Source organism: Paracoccus yeei ATCC BAA-599, assembly GCF_000622145.1.
Taxonomy (GTDB): Bacteria; Pseudomonadota; Alphaproteobacteria; order Rhodobacterales; family Rhodobacteraceae; genus Paracoccus; species Paracoccus yeei.
This window is the reverse complement of the sequence record NZ_JHWH01000013.1, coordinates 42,745-61,639: the sequence shown is the minus strand read 5'-3', so window position 1 is coordinate 61,639 and position 18,895 is coordinate 42,745. Positions and strand designations below refer to the sequence as shown.

General features: G+C 59.8%; 20 protein-coding genes. 11 read left to right on the top strand and 9 right to left on the bottom strand.

Annotated features, from left to right (window positions below):
- The first annotated feature begins 40 nt into the window (after nucleotides 1–40).
- Nucleotides 41–634, top strand: a complete 594-nt coding sequence (locus BU28_RS0108275; protein ID WP_028719051.1) for an HNH endonuclease — start codon at nucleotides 41–43, stop codon at nucleotides 632–634.
- 250 nt (nucleotides 635–884) lie between these two features.
- Here BU28_RS0108275 and BU28_RS22445 read toward each other — a convergent pair whose 3' ends face one another.
- Nucleotides 885–1,070 (bottom strand): putative quinol monooxygenase, encoded by a 186-nt coding sequence (locus BU28_RS22445; protein ID WP_198944939.1) that lies wholly within the window; start codon nucleotides 1,068–1,070, stop codon nucleotides 885–887.
- 55 nt (nucleotides 1,071–1,125) lie between these two features.
- Complete coding sequence (locus BU28_RS22440; RefSeq protein WP_155992527.1) at nucleotides 1,126–2,067, bottom strand: alpha/beta hydrolase family protein; 942 nt, start codon at nucleotides 2,065–2,067, stop codon at nucleotides 1,126–1,128.
- Between the two features lie 119 nt (nucleotides 2,068–2,186).
- Here BU28_RS22440 and BU28_RS0108260 point away from each other — a divergent pair, with 119 nt between their 5' ends.
- The gene (locus BU28_RS0108260) at nucleotides 2,187–3,095 is read left to right on the top strand and encodes a LysR family transcriptional regulator (RefSeq protein ID WP_028719050.1); all 909 of its coding nucleotides are present in this window, start codon (nucleotides 2,187–2,189) and stop codon (nucleotides 3,093–3,095) included.
- A gap of 135 nt (nucleotides 3,096–3,230) precedes the next feature.
- Here the strand turns inward: BU28_RS0108260 and BU28_RS0108255 are convergent, their stop codons facing one another.
- The gene (locus BU28_RS0108255) at nucleotides 3,231–3,851 is read right to left on the bottom strand and encodes a TetR/AcrR family transcriptional regulator (RefSeq protein ID WP_028719049.1); all 621 of its coding nucleotides are present in this window, start codon (nucleotides 3,849–3,851) and stop codon (nucleotides 3,231–3,233) included.
- 74 nt (nucleotides 3,852–3,925) lie between these two features.
- Here BU28_RS0108255 and BU28_RS0108250 point away from each other — a divergent pair, with 74 nt between their 5' ends.
- Nucleotides 3,926–4,858: an alpha/beta fold hydrolase gene (locus tag BU28_RS0108250; RefSeq protein WP_036762407.1), complete on the top strand. Its 933-nt coding sequence runs from the start codon at nucleotides 3,926–3,928 to the stop codon at nucleotides 4,856–4,858.
- Nucleotides 4,855–5,262 (top strand): VOC family protein, encoded by a 408-nt coding sequence (locus BU28_RS0108245; protein WP_028719047.1) that lies wholly within the window; start codon nucleotides 4,855–4,857, stop codon nucleotides 5,260–5,262. The genes BU28_RS0108250 and BU28_RS0108245 overlap by 4 nt, the downstream gene beginning before the upstream one ends.
- A gap of 201 nt (nucleotides 5,263–5,463) precedes the next feature.
- Here the strand turns inward: BU28_RS0108245 and BU28_RS22435 are convergent, their stop codons facing one another.
- The gene (locus BU28_RS22435) at nucleotides 5,464–6,438 is read right to left on the bottom strand and encodes an AraC family transcriptional regulator (protein WP_198944940.1); all 975 of its coding nucleotides are present in this window, start codon (nucleotides 6,436–6,438) and stop codon (nucleotides 5,464–5,466) included.
- A 59-nt stretch (nucleotides 6,439–6,497) separates the two neighbouring features.
- Between BU28_RS22435 and BU28_RS0108235 the strand changes: the two genes are divergently transcribed.
- Complete coding sequence (locus tag BU28_RS0108235) at nucleotides 6,498–7,235, top strand: SDR family oxidoreductase (RefSeq protein ID WP_028719046.1); 738 nt, start codon at nucleotides 6,498–6,500, stop codon at nucleotides 7,233–7,235.
- Nucleotides 7,236–7,340: 105 nt separating this feature from the next.
- On the opposite strand, the gene BU28_RS24585 is transcribed toward BU28_RS0108235, so the two are convergent.
- Nucleotides 7,341–8,135, bottom strand: coding sequence for an MmyB family transcriptional regulator (locus BU28_RS24585; protein ID WP_081791319.1), 795 nt, complete (start codon nucleotides 8,133–8,135; stop codon nucleotides 7,341–7,343).
- An 81-nt stretch (nucleotides 8,136–8,216) separates the two neighbouring features.
- On the opposite strand from BU28_RS24585, the gene BU28_RS0108225 reads away from it, so the two are divergent.
- The 3 genes from BU28_RS0108225 (at nucleotide 8,217) to BU28_RS22425 (ending at nucleotide 11,308) form a co-directional block, all read left to right on the top strand.
- On the top strand, nucleotides 8,217–8,870 hold the full coding sequence (locus BU28_RS0108225) for a glutathione S-transferase family protein (protein WP_198944941.1): 654 nt from the start codon (nucleotides 8,217–8,219) through the stop codon (nucleotides 8,868–8,870).
- Nucleotides 8,871–9,225: 355 nt separating this feature from the next.
- Complete coding sequence (locus BU28_RS0108215; protein ID WP_028719044.1) at nucleotides 9,226–10,008, top strand: alpha/beta fold hydrolase; 783 nt, start codon at nucleotides 9,226–9,228, stop codon at nucleotides 10,006–10,008.
- Between the two features lie 340 nt (nucleotides 10,009–10,348).
- Complete coding sequence (locus BU28_RS22425; RefSeq protein WP_051578042.1) at nucleotides 10,349–11,308, top strand: LysR family transcriptional regulator; 960 nt, start codon at nucleotides 10,349–10,351, stop codon at nucleotides 11,306–11,308.
- A gap of 711 nt (nucleotides 11,309–12,019) precedes the next feature.
- Here the strand turns inward: BU28_RS22425 and BU28_RS0108205 are convergent.
- Nucleotides 12,020–12,928, bottom strand: a complete 909-nt coding sequence (locus BU28_RS0108205; protein WP_051578041.1) for a LysR family transcriptional regulator — start codon at nucleotides 12,926–12,928, stop codon at nucleotides 12,020–12,022.
- Nucleotides 12,929–13,046: 118 nt separating this feature from the next.
- On the opposite strand from BU28_RS0108205, the gene BU28_RS22420 reads away from it, so the two are divergent.
- Together BU28_RS22420 and BU28_RS24575 are read left to right on the top strand one after the other, a co-directional pair.
- Nucleotides 13,047–13,529: an ester cyclase gene (locus BU28_RS22420; RefSeq protein WP_158212779.1), complete on the top strand. Its 483-nt coding sequence runs from the start codon at nucleotides 13,047–13,049 to the stop codon at nucleotides 13,527–13,529.
- 362 nt (nucleotides 13,530–13,891) lie between these two features.
- Nucleotides 13,892–14,176, top strand: a complete 285-nt coding sequence (locus BU28_RS24575) for a helix-turn-helix transcriptional regulator (RefSeq protein ID WP_080622523.1) — start codon at nucleotides 13,892–13,894, stop codon at nucleotides 14,174–14,176.
- Here the strand turns inward: BU28_RS24575 and BU28_RS0108195 are convergent.
- The 3 genes from BU28_RS0108195 to BU28_RS0108185 form a co-directional block, all read right to left on the bottom strand.
- On the bottom strand, nucleotides 14,142–15,398 hold the full coding sequence (locus tag BU28_RS0108195; protein ID WP_028719042.1) for a tyrosine-type recombinase/integrase: 1,257 nt from the start codon (nucleotides 15,396–15,398) through the stop codon (nucleotides 14,142–14,144). The two genes, BU28_RS24575 and BU28_RS0108195, sit on opposite strands and share 35 nt — an antisense overlap.
- A 294-nt stretch (nucleotides 15,399–15,692) precedes the next feature.
- The gene (gene guaA / locus BU28_RS0108190; RefSeq protein ID WP_028719041.1) at nucleotides 15,693–17,252 is read right to left on the bottom strand and encodes a glutamine-hydrolyzing GMP synthase; all 1,560 of its coding nucleotides are present in this window, start codon (nucleotides 17,250–17,252) and stop codon (nucleotides 15,693–15,695) included.
- A gap of 174 nt (nucleotides 17,253–17,426) precedes the next feature.
- Entirely contained in the window at nucleotides 17,427–18,038 is a 612-nt protein-coding gene (locus BU28_RS0108185) for a thiamine phosphate synthase (RefSeq protein ID WP_028719040.1), read from the bottom strand.
- Nucleotides 18,039–18,113: 75 nt separating this feature from the next.
- On the opposite strand from BU28_RS0108185, the gene BU28_RS0108180 reads away from it, so the two are divergent.
- A complete protein-coding gene (locus BU28_RS0108180; protein WP_028719039.1) occupies nucleotides 18,114–18,854 on the top strand; it encodes an RNA methyltransferase in 741 nt (246 codons plus the stop codon).
- Nucleotides 18,855–18,895: the final 41 nt, after the last annotated feature.

Below are 18,895 nucleotides of genomic sequence, written 5' to 3'. Positions count from 1 at the left end.
CGATATTCCGACAGTTCCTGGCAGACGAGGCAGAGGGCCGATGCTGGACAACCACGGTGATTTTCGAACCCAATTCGTGCGCGAGCCGTCGGCCCTGCGCCACCACCCCGCGCTGGTGCTGAACGCCGATTTCCGGCCGCTCAGTTACTACCCGCTGTCGCTTTGGCCCTGGCAAGAGGCGATCAAGGCCGTGTTTCTGGACCGGGTCCAGATCATCGCCGAATATGACGAGGTGGTGCGAAGCCAACGGGAGAGCATACGCATCCCCTCGGTCGTCGTCCTGAAGGATTTCATCAAACCCCAGAAGCGCGTGGCATTCACGCGCTTCAATCTTTTTCTGCGGGACGAATTCCGCTGCCAGTACTGCGGCGCCAAAGGCGAGTTGACCTTTGACCATGTGGTGCCGCGCTCGCGCGGGGGGATCACCAGCTGGGAAAACGTGGTCGCGGCCTGCTCGCCATGCAACCTGAAAAAGGCGAACAAGTCGCTGCGCAATTCCGGCATGCGCCTGCGCCGCGCCCCCCGCCGCCCCACGCCCGAGGAGATGCACGCCGTCGGGCGGCGCTTTCCACCCAACTTCCTGCACGAAAGCTGGATGGACTATCTTTACTGGGATGCCGAACTGACGGCCTGACCGCAGATCACTCCCACTCTAATATTTTTCATTCCACAAGTGACTGATTTTGCTGCATAAAATCTTCATTCCAGGCCCCAGCGCCGAGACACAGGCCGTCAAAATCCTATGATTTTGATTCTAAAGGGAAATTCTTTTGAAAATTTTTTTGTGTGGTTTCGGTATCTATCGAGGTCGATCGTCTCTTGAGACCCATTTTCGACCGCATGGATGGCTCTCACAGCGAACCAAGAAAGTACTGTCACGAAGCTCATAGCACAGTCTGCTCTGCTACGCGATCGTCCTTCACCTCGTGCGGTTCGTAATCGAAGCAGCCTACATCGTGGCGTGACGGTGTCACCGCGCTGGTTAGGAACGCCTTCATTTCAGCCTCGCGCCCGGGCTTCGCCTTGGCTTCCCAGAGTACGACTGTGAGCGTGTTTTCGACTTCGGACATGATGTCCTCCAATTATAGTTGGGCGGGCGGGTCGCAGCCGGACCCGCCCTGTTCGTCAGTTGATGAAGCGACCGAACCAGTCGAGCATGGGCTTGGGATTGTTGGGCAGGTAGTTGTAGCCGTCGAAGCGCCGGTTCGTGCCGTCGATCCAGATCAAGTCCTTCTGGTCGGTCGGCATGGCGTCAAACATCGCCTGCACATCAGCCGGCGTCGTCAGCGTGTCGTCGCGGACCTGAAGTAGCAGCGTCGGGACATCCACCGCGGATGCATACTGCGGCATGTCCATGTCCTTCAGCTCCATGCTGGTCGCACGGCGCAGAGCGTCGGCGACCTCCGGCAGGGCGTCCGGCATGCCCATGTGGCCAAGGATCGTGCGGTAGAAGGAACTGAGCGAGATCGGCTGTGGCGCGACGATCGCCCGCACGTCGTCGAACTCCTCGCGATGCTTCGACATGGCGACCATGGTCGCGTTCATGCCGCAGCAGCGGCTGAGCAGCCCGAGCTTCAGATTTTTGAGGTCCGATCGCGAGCGAACGTAGCGGAGCGAGCCAATGACATCGCGGTATTCGCGAATGCCGTTGCCGATGACCCCGCCACTGCCAGCCGCGCTCTGGCCGAAGTTGCGCAGGTCATAGGCGAGAATGTTGTAGCCGGCCTCGTGCAGGTGCTTGTAGTCCGGCATAAAATTGACTTCGATGTTGTTGCCGCTCGCCTCCCAGGCGTCGCTGTAAGGCTTCAGGTGCCCTGGGAAGCCGTAGCGATTGGCCCAGATCGGATGGTTGGCGATAATCAGCTTGTCGTTGTCGCCTGGGATGAACCAGCCCTCGATCGTGATGCCGTCCGCGGCAGGGAAGTAGATGTCTTCGAACGCGATGCCGTCATCCGCCGGCGAACGCAGGATCGGCGAACGCGGCGGGTTCTGCATAGCGGAGACGAGGCCGGCGACGAGCTCCGCGCGGGTCGGGTGTGCTGCTGAGGTTTCGTTTGTCTGAGTCATAATACTGTCCTTTCAGAGCTAAGCTTGTTTGGCGGGTTGCTGATGACTTCAGAGATAGCCCTTGCCGATCATGGTGATAATCCGGCATAGTCTACACAGGCTGTACGGATAACTGGACAATGGCTGCTAATGTCGACGATCTCACCGCTTTCGTCGCCGTCGCGAATGCGCGCGGCTTTCGAGAAGCAGGACGTGCGCTCGGCGTCAGCCCGACGACGCTCAGCGAGACTGTGCGCCGACTGGAGGATCGTTTGGGAGTACGCCTGCTTCACCGCACCACGCGCAGCGTCTCTCCGACGGAAGCGGGCGGCCGCTTGGTCGAGCAACTCGCTCCGCTTCTCACGCAAGTGAACGCCGCGCTTGCCGGCCTCAATGCCCTGCGCGACACGCCAGCGGGTACCCTTCGGCTCAACGTGCCGGTGGGCGTTGCACGCCTCGTCCTCCCGTCCCTCCTTCCTGAGTTCCTCGCCCTCTACCCCGACATTCAGGTCGAGGTCGTCGCCGAAGACACCGTTGTCGACGTACTCGCGGCCGGCGCCGATGCCGGAATCCGCTATGATGAAAAGCTGGAACAGGACATGATTGCGGTCCCGATCGGGCCGCGTACCCAGCGGTTCGCGATGGCCGCGGCGCCAGACTACCTTGCGGCAGCGGGGATGCCGGAGCGCCCCAGCGATCTGCTGCAACACCGATGCCTGCTCGGCCGGTTCGGTAACGGAACGCTGTTCAGCCCGTGGGAGCTCGATTGCGGCGACGAGGTAGTTCGGATCGAACCGAAGGGTCCGCTTACGGTCAGCATCAGCGGCGCGATGGATCTTGCGGTGGACGTCGCGATCGCTGGTGTCGGCATCATCGGGCTGTTTGAGGACTGGCTGCGGCCCCACATCGAGGCTGGACGCCTTGTCCCCGTCCTCCCCGAGTGGTGGACCCCTTTTCCCGGGCCGTTTCTCTACTACTCGGGCCGACGGCTCGTACCGCCGCCGCTGCGCGCTTTCCTCGACTTCATCAGGTCGGCGCGGCAGACATAACTGCTTGACAACGGAGGCGCTCCATTGACCAGAGAGTATCTGCGCGAGACGCCAAACGCCATCGACTCGTTTGATCCAGGCCATGTCGTCATGGGTCTTGCTCGCGCGCGACGACGCTCACCAGCCCTCGGGCGGCTAGGCCAACGCCGTCCTCGCGCGCGCTTCCTGCTGGGCCACCGTTGAGAGGGCCAACTCGACCGTGGGGCGAAGCTCCTCCATTGTCGCGCCGTCTCTCGCCTGTATGGAAAGGCCCTGCAGGACCGTGGCCAGATAGCGAGCGAGTTCCTGGGTGTCCGCTGCCGGCAACCAACGGCGGAGGTTCTTCTCGATGGCCTGCCGGAACGCTACCCGGCGATCGGCCAGCGTTTGGGCCACCTCTCGATTGTCAGGATGGGACACGATCATCCCGCTCGAGATCAGACACGCCCTGCCGCTCTTGGTGACGTTTTCTGCGGCCGCTTCCAACAAGCCGCGAGCCCACTCGTTAAGCGTCGCGGCGCCCGCCAGCTTCTCCAGGTCAAGGCCTGCTTCACCGCGTTGATAGAGCGTCACTACTTCCTCGAACAGGCCGGCCTTGCTGCCGAACGCATGATAGAGGCTCGGTGGGGCTACGCCAATCGCCGCCGTCAGGTCGGCGATTGAGACGCCCTCAAAGCCGCGAGCCCAGAACAGGTCCAAGGCGGTCCGCACCGCAGCTTCACGTTCAAAGCCGGCGGGTCGACCGCCGGAACCACCCTTACCTTTTTTACTGGTCACTAAAATTTACCCTTGCTGAATTCCGTTCTTAGCATATGTATATAGCGATCACTAAACAACACAAGGGCGTCCAAATGGTCTCGAGACGTGAACTTCTGGCAGGCTCCATGTCGGTTGCGGCGATCAGCACGCTGATCCCGGCTGCTGGCCTCGCCGCTGGCCCGGCGCAGCCAGTCGGCCGACCGATCGGCATCCAGACCAAGGATGGCCTCACCCTGTCCGCCATGAGCTATGGCGCGGCGTCGGCTCTCTCTATCATCTTCGTCCACGGGCTCAGCCAGAGTCGACTCTCGTGGGACCGGCAGATCGTCTCGGATTTGGCGTACTACCACCTGATCACGTTCGATCTGCGGGGGCATGGCGACTCCGACAAGCCGGCTGAACCCGAGGCCTATGCTGATGGCGCTCGCTGGGCCGACGATCTCGCGGCCGTGATCGAGCAAACCGGTTCGGAACGTGTCGTGCTCGTCGGCTGGTCTTTCGGCGGCCTGGTGATCGGGCATTATCTGCGGCGCCATGGCGCCGGGGCCGTGGCTGGCATCAACCTCGTCGATGCGGTTACGTCTTTCGATCCGCAGTTCCGCACCGAGGAGTCCGGATATTGGGGCGCCCGCCTTGCCTCACCGGAGTTGGACATACGGTCGGAAGCGATCGCTCGCTTCCTATCGCTGTGCTTCGCCACCCCCCCGCATAAGAACGACCTTGATCGCATGCTCGCCTACAACGGCATGGTCCCTCGGGCTGTTCATCTGGGTTTGGGAAAGATCGAGGCAAACGGGCTGGATGAAGGCTTCGCGCACGTTCCGCGCATCCTGCTGACCCATGGCGCACGCGACGCGCTCGTGCTCCCGGACATGTCGCGTCGCATGCTCGCCGTGAACCCTAGGTCGAACCTTTCGATCTACCCAGAGGGCGGTCACTCACCCTTCTACGAGGACGCCGCTCGGTTCAACCGCGAATTGGCGGGCTTCTCGACCATAACCACCAGCAGAAAGGCAACGCCATGATCTTCAAAACCTACACCCGCATCTTCACGACAGACCTCGAAGGCACCGTGGCAACACTCAAGGCCGTGCATGGCACCGAGCCACATTTCAGGCTCGACTTCGATCCCTGGACGCTCGTTGGCATTGGCGACGTGCTTGCGGTCGGCGGAACTGACGACGAATTGGAACCGATCCGCGGCAGCCTCGGCCCCTGGATCGTGGAGAACATCGACGACGCTAAGAGCAAGCTCTTGGCGAACGGCGCATCTGTTGTGCGCGACATCGAGGATGTCCCCACCGGACGCATGATGTACATGCAACACGCTGACGGCAGCGTGGTCGAATACGTCCAGTGGACGCCCGAGCTCGCTGAAAAACACATCTTCGCACCGCTGCGGGCCGGTACGCCTGCGTCCCAGATCTGACCGCCGGAGAGTCGTCATGCTGCTCTACCTGTTCCGCAAGGGCACCAATCCGCGCCGCGTGATGATCTATCTCTCCGTGAAAAGGCCTCGATGTTCCGCGCTACGAACTCGACTACGAGAACAAGGAGCACCGCTCGGCCGAGTACCTTACCAGAGATTGCGACAGACCGGACGGCCAGCAATAGAGGCGGCATACACTAACTACACTTTAGGCTCCTGGTTGGACGGTGTCGGTTCGTACGCTTCGAAGCGCCAATAGCGTTTAGGGGGCCGGCCGAATACGCGCTTGAAAGCGTTGCCGAAAGCGCTTTCGGATGAATAGCCGAGGCTAGAGGCTAGGCTTGCTACAGTTGCTCCTCGTCGTCGAAGTGCCTCGCGCGCGATTTGCATTCGCCATCTGGTGACGTAGTCGAGCGGCGGAATGCCAACCAGATCACGAAAATACTTTGCGAAGGCCGAACGTGACATACCGCTGCGGCTGGAAAGCTCACCGACCGTCCAGCGGTGGCCGGGAGCATTGTGGATCATGCTAATCGCCATCCCTATACGAGGGTTGCCGAGCGCCCCGATCCAACCAGCATTGTCGGAGCCGACACGACCGACATAGGCGCGCAAGGCCTGTATCAGCAGAATATCGCCCAATCGCCGCGTCATCAGCGTCGAACCGATGGAGCCTGCCCCCAGTTCGTCGTCGAGGGTCGCGAGCGTCATGCTGAGGACTCCGGCGGCGCGATCGTTATTCGGGATGTGGATAAATGGAGGAAGCGCCTCAAGCAACTGGGCGTTGTCGCCCGATAGGTAGAAGGTGCCGCCAATTAATGCGGTCTCGCAACCGCCATACCTAGCAATGTTTGAGTGTTCCCAATCAAAGAAGGCGAGGCCGTCCTCCGGTTCGCTGGCAAGATCGTTTGCGATTACGTAGGCGGGCGCGTTTGCAAGCAGAAAGGTGTCACCGGCTTCCAGCGCGAACGGCGCTTCGCCCGGCAGAATTATCCAGCATCGGCCCCTTAGCACGGCAACGAATTTCAACGCCGGCTTTGGCGGAAAGCGAAATGCCCACCTGCCTCCGACTTCGAACCGCGTGCATCTTGCGCTCTCTATCTCGACGAGCGAAAACATGTCGGACAGGGGATCGATCATGATGTTCTGGACGATCGCGACGAAAAAGAGGAGCATTCAGCATATATACTCCTTCTAGTCCGTGCAATCCTTGGGCAAAAGCCAAGGAGCAGCAGATGTCATCGATCAAGGACAAGGTGATCGCCATCACGGGCGCAAGCAGCGGTATAGGAGAGGCGACCGCGCTGATACTGTCAGAGCGCGGTGCGAGGCTCGTGCTCGGCGCTAGGCGGCAAGAACGCTTGGAGGCGCTTGCGAAGAAGATTGCCAATAATGGTGGTGAAGCAGCCCATCTGTCTCTAGACGTCAAAAAGCGATCTGATCTTGAAGCCCTTGTGGCACTGGCCTCCAACACTTTCGGGAAACTGGACGTTCTCATCAACAATGCAGGCATAGGACCCATCTCATTGATGGACGAGTTGCGCGTCGAGGATTGGGAAGAGATGATTGACGTCAATATCAAGGGACCGCTCTACGGCATTGCCGCCGCCTTGCCCGTCTTTCGCCGCCAAGGTTTCGGCCATATCGTCAACACCTTGTCGACGGCAGGCATCACTATCAGCCCCACCATGGCCGTCTATGCAGGCACCAAGAATGCAATGCGCACCATTGCCGAGGGTCTGCGTCAGGAAGCCGGGCCAAATCTGCGAGTCACCAATGTTTCACCCGGATTCATCAAGACGAACTTCACGGACTCGATGACGAACGATACGATCAAAGCCGAAATCGCCGCTAGCATGGACGAGATGGCGATCAGCCCCGACGCGATCGGGCGAGCTATCGCTTTCGCAATAGAACAGCCCGCTCATGTCGATGTCGGCGATATCGTCATTCGCCCGACCGCGCAGGCGTGAACATCCCGGCGCTTGCGGTTAGCACAGTGAATTTCCCTGTCGCGCAGGCCCCTCCTAACCAGTAAGCGCGCCGGAAGAAGAAATTTACGTATCCGAATTGTCCGCTCAAGCTATGGCTTTTGCATCGTAGAAGGCGACGCGCAGTCCGGGCCTGTCCTCAGAGACGAGGATATTGATGCGATAGCTTTGCCAACTGTCCTGTCCATCGCGAAGCGTGATGTCGGTATCGCCGATCCGGTAGATTTCGGCATCATCCCACCATTCCTTGGTTTGCTGAACGGCTTGAAGAACCTCGTTGAGGATGGAGCCCAAAATTGGGCTCTTCCCGCCCGTCAGATAGTCGTGGCGTGCCTTGAGCAGGACAAGCCTCGCGGCGAACTGCCAGTCTTGAATCCTTTGCCGGTAATGCTCGGAAAAGAAGACAATGCGAAGCATATTCGCTCGCGGCAATTTAAAGTCTTCGAACAAAAGACTGGCCGCCTCATTATGCGCAAGGATATCCCAGGAATTGTTCATGATGTAGGCGGCTTGATCGAGAGCATTGATCATTCTTACGAGCGACTGAGGAAGTTCAGCACTTTCAGTTCCATCCACGAATGTCTCGCGGCCGGCTAGTGCAAAAAGATGCTCCCTTTCGGCTCGGTCGAGCCGAAGTCCTCGCGCCAATCGATGCAGGAAATCATCCGATACCGCTATGTCGCGTCCCTGCTCAAACCAAGTATACCACGTCAAACCGACACCTGCCAGCGCGGCGACTTCTTCGCGGCGAAGGCCTCTGGTTCGCCGACGGCGCACCTGCGGCAACCCAAGCGATTCAGGCGAAATGCGTTCTCGGCATTTGCGGATGAAATCCGCAAGCGCCTCTCTGGCGGGAACGCGCGTTAAACGATCAGACGCCATTTCTCTCCTCTCAACGCATTACATTAGTAATAGCATAAAAAACACATTGTAACACGATAACTTGTCGGTAGGCTCTTGGACATGGCTAGTAACGAAATTCCGAAAGTCGGAAGGTTGGATGGAATGCTACTCTACCAGTTTCAAAAGGGGACGAACCCGCGGCGCGTAATCATCTACCTGAACGAAAAGGGCATCGACGTTCCGCGATATGAACTTGATTACGCGAGCGGAGAGCACAAATCGCGCGAGTACCTCGCGATCAATCTGAGCGGACGTGCTCCGACCCTCGTCACGGACGAGGGTGTGCCGATCACAGACTCGGCCGCCATTGTCGAGTATCTGGAGGAACTCTATCCCGACAAGCCAATGATCGGGACGGACGCCATTTCTCGCGCGAAAATACGTTCGCTCGAGCGCCTGGGAACCGATCTGGTGGTTAGGGCTCAACTTTGGCTTTGGAATGTCACCCAATCATTTCCTGCCAAGGAGCCGTCGCCTTCACTGGAGGTCGCTTCCAAACTCTTTGGATACATCACCGAAATATTGAATGTTCTGGAGACGACGATCGGCGATAACGAGTTCCTTGCAGGAAACCGACCTACGATCGCGGACTGCACAGTATTTTCAATTTTTCAAACATGCCGAGAGAGGTTCGACCAACCCTTCGGCTCGACTCATCCGCGCCTTGACGTCTGGTACAAGAATTTTCGCCAGCGGCCGAGCGCCGAATACTAAGACCTGGTTATCTTGGCAAATTGAGAGCTATGATCTGCAAATCGAAGAATATAAAGGCACAGGACGACACTACTGCCGTTCCCATCAAGCCGTCCAAGATCAGAATGACAATCATCATGATTGTATTCGTTTATCCTATCGTGACACTCCTACTATATATGTTGAGTCCGTTAGCCGACAACTGGGCATTGTGGCATCGAACACTGGTTCTGACGCCCGTCACAGTAGGTCTTATTGTCTTTGTTGTGAGCCCGTTGATAGCAAAACATTTCGACTGGTTCCTGCGGCCTCGTTCGGAGCTCTGAAGAATCATCCCGGAAGCGACACTAACCTACGCTTGGAAAGGAAATCGAAAATGGTAATGAACCGGCGCGCATTCTCGGCTACTTTCATCGGAGGAGTGGCGGCTACCCTCATTATGACGAAGGGCATGGCAGCTCCCGCATTAGGTCGTCCGCCTAAGGCCCGGAATATTGTATTCGTTCACGGCCTCTTTGCCGATGGCTCTTGTTGGAACGATGTCATATCCCTCTTGCAGCCGAAGGGGCTCAACGTCACTTCCGTCCAAAACCCCCTGACGACCCTGCCTCAATCGGTTGCAGCCGCAGAACGCGTGCTCGCCCGCCAGGACGGTCCAACGGTCTTGGTCGGTCATTCATTCGGTGGAATGATCGTCACCCAGGCCGGGATGCATCAGAATGTCTCGGCCGTTGTCTATATCGCCGCTCGCGCACCCGATGCGAACGAAGACTTTGCAGCGCTTGCCAAAAATTACCCCACTCCTCCCGCCACCGCAGGCATCGTCTATGATGGTGATGAAGGCAGGCTCTCTGAAGAAGCGTTCTTGCGTGATTTCGCCGGCGACGTCCCTCCCGCGAGGGCGAAGGTTCTTTATGCATCGCAGTATCCTTTCCAAAAAACCTTGCTCGAAGGACGAGTCACAGATGCAGCCTGGCGGTCGAAACCTGCCTATTATGCGGTATCGGCCGAGGACCGTACCATCAACCCGGAGTTGCAGAGATATCTGGCCAAGAGGATGGGAGCACAGACGATAGAACTGCCCGCCAGTCACCTTTCGATAATCTCGCGCCCGCGCGAAGTCAGCGAGCTTATTCTGGAAGCTGCAGGTCACGGCTAAGCGCTCTTGTGGGAGGAATGCAAGGATCATCGCAAGGATCGATTTCGGTCTCACTTTGCGGGCGAGACTGAAAGGCGACGCGTCTGCCAAATTCGTACAACTGGAAATCCCAGCCGTTCGGGCAACTGGTCTCGATGGATCGCCAGTTCAAAGGCGAAGAGCTCGACTATCGGTCGTCTGTATTGAACCCCTACCTGATCATCTCAGAGGATTGCGCGATGCATTCCTCTGAGACCGAACCCATTCCTGGGAACAGCCCGCTCAGTGCGTGGCAGGTGGACGATAAACCGGCCAAAGAGACCCACGGCGAACACGAGCAGTATCAAGGAGGCCGGAACGCATGCCAGATATGTCTCTCGACCTTCGGTACCTTCGTTACGCGATGGTCGCTGCCGAGTACGGGAGCTTTCGCCGCGTCGCTCAGGTTCTCGGCGTGCCACAGTCCACTGTCAGCCGACGTATTTCAATTCTGGAGCACAAAATCGGCTTTAGTCTTTTTGAGCGGAATTATCACGGTGTCCGAGTGACCAAAGTCGGTTCTGAGTTTTTGAAGCAAGCAGCCATGGGCGTGGGGCATTTCGAGCAGGCGATCAGGTTTGCAGTGTCTACACAGCGCGGCGATCGCGGCGAGATCAGGATCGCAATGTTGACCGCACTAGCAGCTGACCATTTCAACCGCATATTTCGTCAGTTCCATCAGAGTTATCCAAGCATCAAGGTACACATACGCGAAGGAACCTCACAGGAGAATATCCAGTGGCTGACGAGCGGTGAAGTCGATATCGTGTTCATCACAGGAACATATTCAATCCCGGGGCATGAGTCGGTTGTGCTTTGGTCCGAAGGGGTATTTCTTGGGTTGCCTGATACCCACCCTTTGACTGAGCGGGACGATCTCATATGGGCTGACTTTAGCAACGAGTGTTTTGTGGTCAGCAGCGGCGGGCTGGGACCGGAGGTTCGTGACTACCTCATACAGCGGCTAGCGCGGCTCGGCTTCAGCCCAACAATCGACGTGCATGACGTCGGTCGCGACAGCCTGATGAATCTTGTGGCCATTGGATATGGCTTGACCGTCTCCAGCGAGTCGACCTTTGGGATCGAATGGCCCGGCGTCGTCTTCAAACGAATGGTTTGCCCGGAGGGTGACCTTCCCGTGAGCGCGGTATGGTCCTCGACGAACTCGAACCCAGCATTGAAGCACCTGATGTCAATCGCGAGCGGCGTCTCGCGGAAAGTACGCGGCGCTCCTGGAAGGCAAAAAACTACTGCTTTCGCCAGCAAGCATTATAAAGCCTAAGCGGCCTCCCGCTCCACGGCACGATGAACGCCGTGGCCGATCTTCACCATTAAACACTTTTGGCACGTCCTTGTCAGATAATGCGAGGGCGATGCCATTGGCGGTAACTCGCGAATCTTCACGGTCTCACGCCCACAGGCCCAGCACAAGCTCGATCGGGAGGAATGGCTTCATACATCGGTAGCGGGCACGCGCGGTGCTGATTACTCATCGCAGAAAAGGAGGTCAGGACAGCACGGTTCAGCCTGCCGTGTTCCGAGTCGGGCACAAGATCAGCACCTCAGCGCCATAGCGCCCGCTGCGACAAGGATTGCGCCAACTTCCATGCTTCCGCGGAGGCCACATCAGCCAGCATCTGGTTGTGAGCTGATGAGCTCGTCACCTAGGCGGTGAGGACAGTTGTCTAAGTCACAGGACGATGGATCGATAGAACCCGAGGTCTGAGCTTATAGCAGCCGCAGCCGCCGAGGTGCGCGAGACGCTGACAATGCTGATGCCGCTCGGCCACATGGGGCGGGCCGGCGAGGTCGCTTTGGGGGGCGGTATTCCTCGCCAGTGAGGAAAGCAGTCTCATCACGCGCGCCGGACTGCCGGTCGATGGCTGCATGGCGCTGAAATCCAGACGGCTACTGGGTGGAGATCAACGATCATCTGAAGCCGAAGAGCGGCCAATGGAATTACGTCCAATCGTCGACGACTTCACGGTTTCGATTACGATCTCGCGGCATGCGCATCGTATGACCGCAGAAACCTGATGAAAGCCGTCAATTGCGGTGGAGGGCTACGGCGGCCAGGATAGTAGAGCATGTACCCTTCTTCCTCGGCGGTCCACCCCGGGAACAAGTCGACGAGCTCGCCAGCGGCGAGCCGCGCCTCGATTGTGTCTCTCAGGACGTAGGCAATGCCGAGCCCGGCTAGCGCGGCTTCAACCATGAGGACCATCCGGTCGAGCGTGAGTTGCCCGGGCACATCCAATTCGAGCTCGTCGTCGCCGCAGGAGAACTCCCACATGTACCGGCGTCGGTCGGGCATACGGATGCGTATGCAGCGGTGAGTCATGAGATCGTTCGGATGCTCGGGGCGGCCGCGTTGCTCGATGTAGTCGGGCGAGGCTACGGCGATCCAGCGGAGAGGCTTGCCGAACCGCACGCCGATCATGTCGCCCGGGACAGTCTTGCTCAGCCGGATGCCGGCATCGCATCCCTGCGCGACGACATCGATGAGCCGTTCTTCATGATGAAGCTCGAGCTCGACCAGCGGATGACGCAGTTCGAACGCCGGGATGATCTCTGAGAGAAGATAGAGCCCTGCTGACAAAGGCGCATTGATTCGAAGTACTCCCCGAACGTGGTCGTCTCCGCGGATCGGTGCTGCAAGCGCCTCTCCCAGGCCGGAGACGAACGGCTCGATCTTCGCCAGAAAGGCTGCCCCTTCGGGCGTTACCGCAACGCTTCTGGTCGTTCGATTGAAGAGGCGAAATCCAAGACCTCTCTCGAGCGACGTCATTGCGTGGCTAAGGGTCGATGGTGCGAGATCGAGCCGTTTGGCCGCCTCGCGGAAGTTGCCGGTATCGGCAATGCAGAGGGCGATGCGGAGGGCTTTCAGGTCAGGTTCAGGCATAGGTGGCAATCTTCGAACAGGGTGTGCACGACTATTGGTATTTTTCTTTCAATGCGACAAGTCCATGTTTGCGTGGCGGCCCCAATCGCGGGAGCCCGTCAACCAAAAGGAGCAGATCATGCCAGTCGGTAACGAGACCAATTTGAGAGCAGATGATCCCACCCTGTCGCAGCGTGCACGCGAGCTTATTCGGATTGGCGAGATCGGAATCGCTCGCGAGAACGCGGCCGAAATGAGCAAATTCTTCCACCCCGATTTCCGATTTTACGGTCCCGACGGCGGTGCGTTGACCCGCGAAGAGCTTTGGGACTTCTTCGCGGCCTGCCGGGCGGCGTTCGATGATTTTGCGGTCACCCGGCAGCAGATCTTCGAAGATCGACAATATCTCGGCGCTCGCACGACCTTTTCGGGCATCTTCGCTAGGCCATTCACGGCTTCGCCCGTTGAAACGATCCAACCAAGCGGTAAGCCGATGTTTTTCAACATCAACAACGTCTTCGGCTACGCACCCGACGGGACTCTGATCGAGGAATGGGCGCAATACGACAGCCGCCTATTTCTGGAGCGGCTCGGCGTCCGGCTGATCCCAGCCTCGGCCTAACCCCATCGGGAGGCCTTTCCGAAGATGCAACTACGACCATTACCTGGAGCCGGCGAGCAATCTACCTCGGCCCCGTCGAACCTCTAAAGAAGGTGGTGCGGATGGTCGGAAGCGAACCAACACTCCTTTCGGAACCGGATTTTAAAGGGAGTCACGTTTGCTGAATGCGTCCCGTCGTAGCGGGCCTACACGTTTCGAGCTTATCCATCAGCGCCTGTTCGCACCTACGCTGCACCTAGCCAGTCAGGAAGAACCCGCCGATGTGTACGCTATAGCCCGAAAACACCGTACGGCGTTTCGAAGGGGCTTCCAATATCAGCATCTATCATTCTCAATCGCCTCAGCAATGCAGGAGATTGAGCATGGAGAAGATCGAAACTACGCAAATTCGAAGAACAATCCGGCGGCAGCAGTTGCGGGAGATGGTGCCGATGGCTGACAGCACTATTTATGAAATGGAGCAGCGTGGCGAGTTTCCCCGTCGGTTCGCGCTCTCGCCGCGTTGTATCGTCTGGGACCTGGCCGAGGTCGAGGCGTGGCTAATGGCACGGCGGGCTGCCCCGATCCGTCGAGCACAGCACCCTGACGTCAACAAGCGCAAATCCCGCCCGGTCAAAGGGCGGGATCCAATTCCATCAAGGGCATAGCTTGCGGCAAAAGCGTGGGGGCATACTTCCGGCCGTCGATCCAGGCGTCCACGGTATCCGCCCACTGCTGCATCATATGCCGACGCTGCACCTCATACTCGGCCTTGTTATAGACGCCGCGCGACGAACGCCCGTCCTCGTGCGCCAGGCACTTTTCGATCCAGTCGCTGTTAAAGCCCAGCTCGTTTAACAGCGTCGAGCCCGTCCGCCGCAGATCATGGACCGTGAATGGCTCCAGCGGCAGCCCCTCCTTCTTGGCTCGCTCGACGACGGCGTAGGTGATCCGATTGAAGGTCGCGCGAGACATTGGCGCGTCCGCATCGTACCGGGACGGCAACAGATATCGGGAGTTGCCGGAGCAGGTCTTGAGCGCGATCATGATGTCTAACGTCTGCCGGCACAGGTAGACGTTGTGCGGCTTCGACCGCTTCATGCGCTCCTTCGGAATGGTCCAGACGGCGTTATCGAAATCGATCTCGTCCCAAACTGCATCCTGCAATTCGCTCTTACGGACCATGGTGAGGAGGAAAAGTTTCATGCCAAGGCGGATCGTCGGCAGCGTCGCGACATGCTCGAGCTGCCTGAACATGATGCGGATCTCGGTGGGCGAAAGTGCACGGTCCTTTGGCGTAAAGGTGGCGATCGAGGCCGGACCGACATCATCGGCTGGGTTGGCGACCTTCTCGCCGTGCAGAATGGCATAGCCATAGATCTGCTTCAGGATATCCCGAACATGGATGGCGGTCGCAGGCGCGCCCCGTTCGACGATCTTGCCGCAGTGAGCGCGCAGGTCGTCGGGTGTGATTTCTGTCAGGAGACGGTTTCGCCAGACAGGCATGAGTTCGCGCTCGAAGATAGAGCGGCGCATCGCTCGCGTGCTGTCGGCCATGGTCGCATTGGTCAGCCACTTCTCGCCGAATTCGCCGAAGCTCTTTGCTTCCTTGATCCGGCGCTTCTCCCTCTGCTTTTCGATGGCAGGGGACCGCCCCTCGGCGATCGCCCGACGGGCGTCGATGCACAGCTCGCGAGCCCTGGCGAGCGATATCCCGTCACGGGCATACCTACCGAGGTAGACGGTCTCCCGCCTGCCGTTCAGCCGATAGTCGAGCCTGAACGAGATGGCGCCCGACGGTGCAACGCGCACATACATGCCGTCACGATCAGATACCTTGTACATTTTTGCTTTTGGTTTCAAAGACTTGAGTGCTGCATCGGTCAACATTTAGGGCCTCCTTGCGGAAAAGTACCGTCACGCGGTTTTTGGAGGCCTATGGCGTAGAAAACGCTTATAATTCAGCGTTTTATATCAAAAAAAGTACCGTCATGAGCCTCATTGCTCCTGACGGTACTTTCGTTTTTCCGGTTGATCAATGGGGGCGAGGCCCGTCAGCGAGGCCGCCAAACGCCATCTATGCCCACCGATAGATGTCGATAGGCACAGACAGAATTTATTTTTGTTTTCAGTTGGTTATATCGTACTTCAGCGTAAATTCGGCGGCGTTTGGATGGGCCTGAATCATTCCCACTCGATCGTGCCCGGCGGCTTCGAGGTGATGTCATAGGTCACGCGGTTGATGCCCTTGACCTCGTTGATGATCCGCGTCGCCGTCTCGCCCAGGAATGTGTGGCTGAAGGGATAGTAGTCCGCCGTCATTCCGTCGACCGAGGTGACAGCCCGCAGCGCGCAGGCATAGTCATAGGTCCGCCCATCGCCCATCACGCCCACGGTGCGCACCGGCAGGATCGCGACGAAGGCCTGCCAGATCTCGTCGTAAAGACCGTGCCTGCGGATCTGGTCGATAAAGACCGCATCGGCCTTGCGCAGGATCTCCAGCTTGTCGCGGGTGATTTCGCCGGGGCAGCGGATCGCCAGGCCGGGGCCGGGGAAGGGGTGGCGACCGATGAATTTTTCCGGCAGGCCCAGTTCGCGGCCCAGGGCGCGGACCTCGTCCTTGAACAGCTCGCGCAGGGGCTCGACCAGCTTCAGGCCCATCTTCTCGGGCAGCCCCCCGACGTTGTGGTGGCTCTTGATCGTGACCGAAGGGCCGCCGCTGAAGGAAACCGACTCGATCACGTCAGGGTAAAGCGTGCCCTGGGCCAGGAATTCGGCGCCTTCGATCTCATTGGCATAGCGCTGGAACACGTCGATGAACAGCTTGCCGATGGTCTTGCGCTTGACCTCGGGGTCGGACACACCTTCCAGCGCGCCGATGAACAGATCGGCCTCGTCGGCGTGGATCAGCGGGATGTTGTAATTGTCGCGGAACATGGTCACGACTTCTTCGGCCTCGTTCAGCCGCAGCAGACCATGATCGACAAAGACGCAGGTCAACTGGTCGCCGATCGCCTCGTGGATCAGCACCGCGGCGACCGAACTGTCGACGCCGCCCGAAAGACCGCAGATCACCTTGCGGTCTCCCACCTGCTCGCGGATCTTGCGGATCGCTTCCTGGCGATAGCTGGCCATGGTCCAGTCGCCGGTAAAGCCCGCCATGCGGACAAAGTTCTCCAGCATGGTGCGGCCGTTCGGCGTGTGGTGCACCTCGGGGTGGAACTGGACCGCGTAAAAGCCCCGCGCCTCGTCCGCGATCATCGCATAGGGAGCGTTGGGCGAAGTGCCGATCACCTGAAAACCGGGGGCAAGCTGCGTCACCCGGTCGCCATGGCTCATCCAGACCTCCTCGCGGCCGGTAGCGAACAGGCCGGCAAAGATGCCATCGCCCTTGTGGCCTTCGGCCGGTGCGATGAAGGCGCGGCCGTATTCCGCGTGATGGCCGGATTCGACCCGCCCACCCAGTTGCTCCATCATCACCTGCTGGCCGTAGCAGATGCCGAAGACCGGCACTCCCATATCGAAGACCGCCTGCGGACACCGGGGCGATCCCGCCTGCGTCACCGAGGCCGGCCCCCCCGACAGGATCACTGCCTGCGGTGCGAAGTCTTTCAGGAAAGCGTCGTCGACCGCATTGAACGGATGGATTTCGCAATAGACATTCAGCTCGCGCAGGCGCCGCGCGATAAGCTGCGTGACCTGGGAACCGAAGTCGATGATGAGAAGGCGCTGATGCTGGGTCATGGCAAGGCTTTAGGCCGCGTCAGGCCCATTCGCAAGAGGGCAGGCGCCGTGCCTGCGTCGCGGGAGAGTTGGGTATTTATGAAACGGTGAACACGAAGGGCCGTGCCTCTTTGCGCCCTGCATCTGCATTTCACCGTTTTGCAAATACCCATGTACCGCGTGCCACAGGCCCGATCAGCGCCACAGATAGCCCAGCGCCTCGACCGGATCGCTTTCGGACCAGATTTCCGGGCCCAGCGCGATGAAGTCGCTGACCGGCGCGAGTTGGCCGATCAGGGCGGGGGTCAGCGCGCCCTCCGCCACGACGGGGATCTCGATCATCTCGGACCACCATTGGAACAGGTCCGGCTCGGCGGTCTCGCCATGGCCCAGGACGCTGGCGCCGCAGGGGCCGAAGCTGACGTAGTCGGCCCCGGCCTCGGCCGCGTTCATGCCATCGTGGCGCGACGCGCCGCAGAACGCGCCGACGATCGCATCCGCTCCCAGTTCCTTCCTTGCATAGCGCACGCTGCGGGCGCGGTCGGTCAGGTGCACCCCATCAAGCCCGTGGCGCAGGGCAAGCTGGACGTGATCCTCGATCACCACGGCCACGTCGCGGGCATGGGCGATTTCGCGCGCGAGGTCGCAGATGCGGCCCAAGTCCTCCTCGGACCCCGCGCCGGGTATGCGCAGGCAGGCCACGGGAAAGCGGTCCATAACATCGGCCAGCAACGGACCCACCGTCGAGGCCGCCGCCCCGACCGGGGTGATCAGATAAAGTTGCGGCGAATTGGGTTCGTCATTCATGGCACTGTCATCCTCGGGGTTCCGCTGCCAGATAGCGCAGCGCCGCGCGCCTTGCCAGTGCCTGCCGCGAAGGATATGGCCGCGCGCATGGAACCCGCGATCATTCTCGTCCGCCCGCAGATGGGCGAAAACATCGGCGCGGCCGCCCGCGCCATGCTGAACTTTGGCCTGACCGACATGCGGCTGGTGGCGCCGCGCGACGGCTGGCCCAACCCCAGGGCCGTGGCGATGGCCTCGGGCGCCGCGGGGCAGGTGCTGGACCGGGCGCGGGTCTTTGGAACCCTGGCCGAAGCGATGGCGGATGTGGACCATGCCTATGCCACCACGGCGCGGGGGCGCGAACTGACCAAGCCGGTGCTGACGCCCGCCACGGCGATGGCTGAGGCCCGCATCCGTCACGCGGCCGGGGGCCGGACCGCGGTAATCTTCGGCCCCGAGCGGGCGGGCCTGGAAAACGACGACGTGGCCCGCGCGAATGCCATCATCACCGTTCCCGTGAACCCGGATTTCCCGTCGCTGAACCTGGCGCAGGCCGTGCTGCTGACGGGCTATGAATGGGCGCGCGAAAGCTTGCCCGCCCAGCCCGCGCTGCCGGGCCGCCGCCCCGAGGGCGAGGCGCCGGCCACCCGGATCGAGATCGAGAAGCTGGCCGACCATTACGAGGCGCGGCTGGAGGAAGCGGGCTTTTTCTTCCCCCCCGAAAAGGCCCCCGCGATGAAGCTCACGCTGCGCAACCTGTGGTCGCGCATGGCGCTGACCCAGGCCGACACCCGCATCTTTCACGGCATGCTGCGACAGTTGACCCGCCGCGGCTGATTGAATTCCGGGCGCGACCGGGCCAAGGTCGCGCCCAAAGG